The organism is Undibacterium sp. TJN19 (assembly GCF_049339485.1).
Lineage (GTDB): Bacteria > Pseudomonadota > Gammaproteobacteria > Burkholderiales > Burkholderiaceae_D > Undibacterium.
Genome location: NZ_JBMPPL010000049.1, coordinates 1 through 920, shown reverse-complemented (window position 1 = coordinate 920; position 920 = coordinate 1). Strand labels below are relative to the sequence as shown.

The window sequence follows — 920 nt, the reverse complement described above, 5'->3', positions numbered from 1 at the left end:
GTAAGCCACCAGGCGGCGTTCTCCGGGCTGGTCTTCGCGGGCCAGGACGAGGACTTGTTCAACACCGGGATGCTGGCGCAGGGCTTGTTCGATCTCGCCCAGTTCAATGCGAAATCCTCGCAGTTTGATCTGGTCATCGACGCGGCCAATAAAGTCTATGGCACCATCCGGACGCAGGCGGACCAGGTCGCCGGTACGGTAGAGGCGTTCCCCGGGGCTGCCGGCAAAGGGATGGGGGATGAATTTTTTTGCACTCAGCTGGGCGTCCCCCAGATAGCCGCGGGCGAGTCCGGCACCACCGAGGCAGAGTTCACCAATAGCGCCCAGGGGGGCGAGGTGGTGGCCTTGCAGGACGTAGGCGGTGGTGTTGGTCATCGGCATGCCGATGGGGGCCTGGCGGTCCTGGAGGAAGCGCTTGGTGTCAATGGCAAAGCCGGTGGCGAAGGTGGTGGTTTCGGTCGGGCCATAGACGTGCAGTAGTTGTGCCGGGGGGGCGGTATGGAGGATGTGGGCGATGGCGTCGGCTGAATAGGCTTCGCCACCAAAGAGGACTTGTTCCAGGCTGGCAAAGGCAGCGGGGACTTCCTGGCTGATGCGGTTGAACAGGGCGGTGGTGATGAAGAGGCGGCTGACTTGCTGTTGTTGCAGGCATGCGGTGAGGGCCTGGGGGGACAGTAAGGTGGCTTTGTTGATCATGACGACGCGGCCACCAGCAACCAAAGGGGCCCAGAGTTCGTAGGTGATGGCGTCAAAGGCGTAGCTGGCGGCCTGGCCGACGATGGTGCCGGCGGGAACAGCAACGCTGTTGCCAGGGGCAACCAGGCTGGTGATGTTGGCGTGGCTGATCAATACGCCTTTGGGCACGCCGGTACTGCCGGAGGTGAAGATGATGTAGGCGAGCTGGTCGGGTACGACTGTCA

General features: G+C 62.8%; 1 protein-coding gene. It reads right to left on the bottom strand.

Annotated features, from left to right (window positions below):
* The coding region (locus ACO0LH_RS28460) for an AMP-binding protein (protein ID WP_422944522.1) at positions 1–920 on the bottom strand (920 nt) is incomplete at both ends.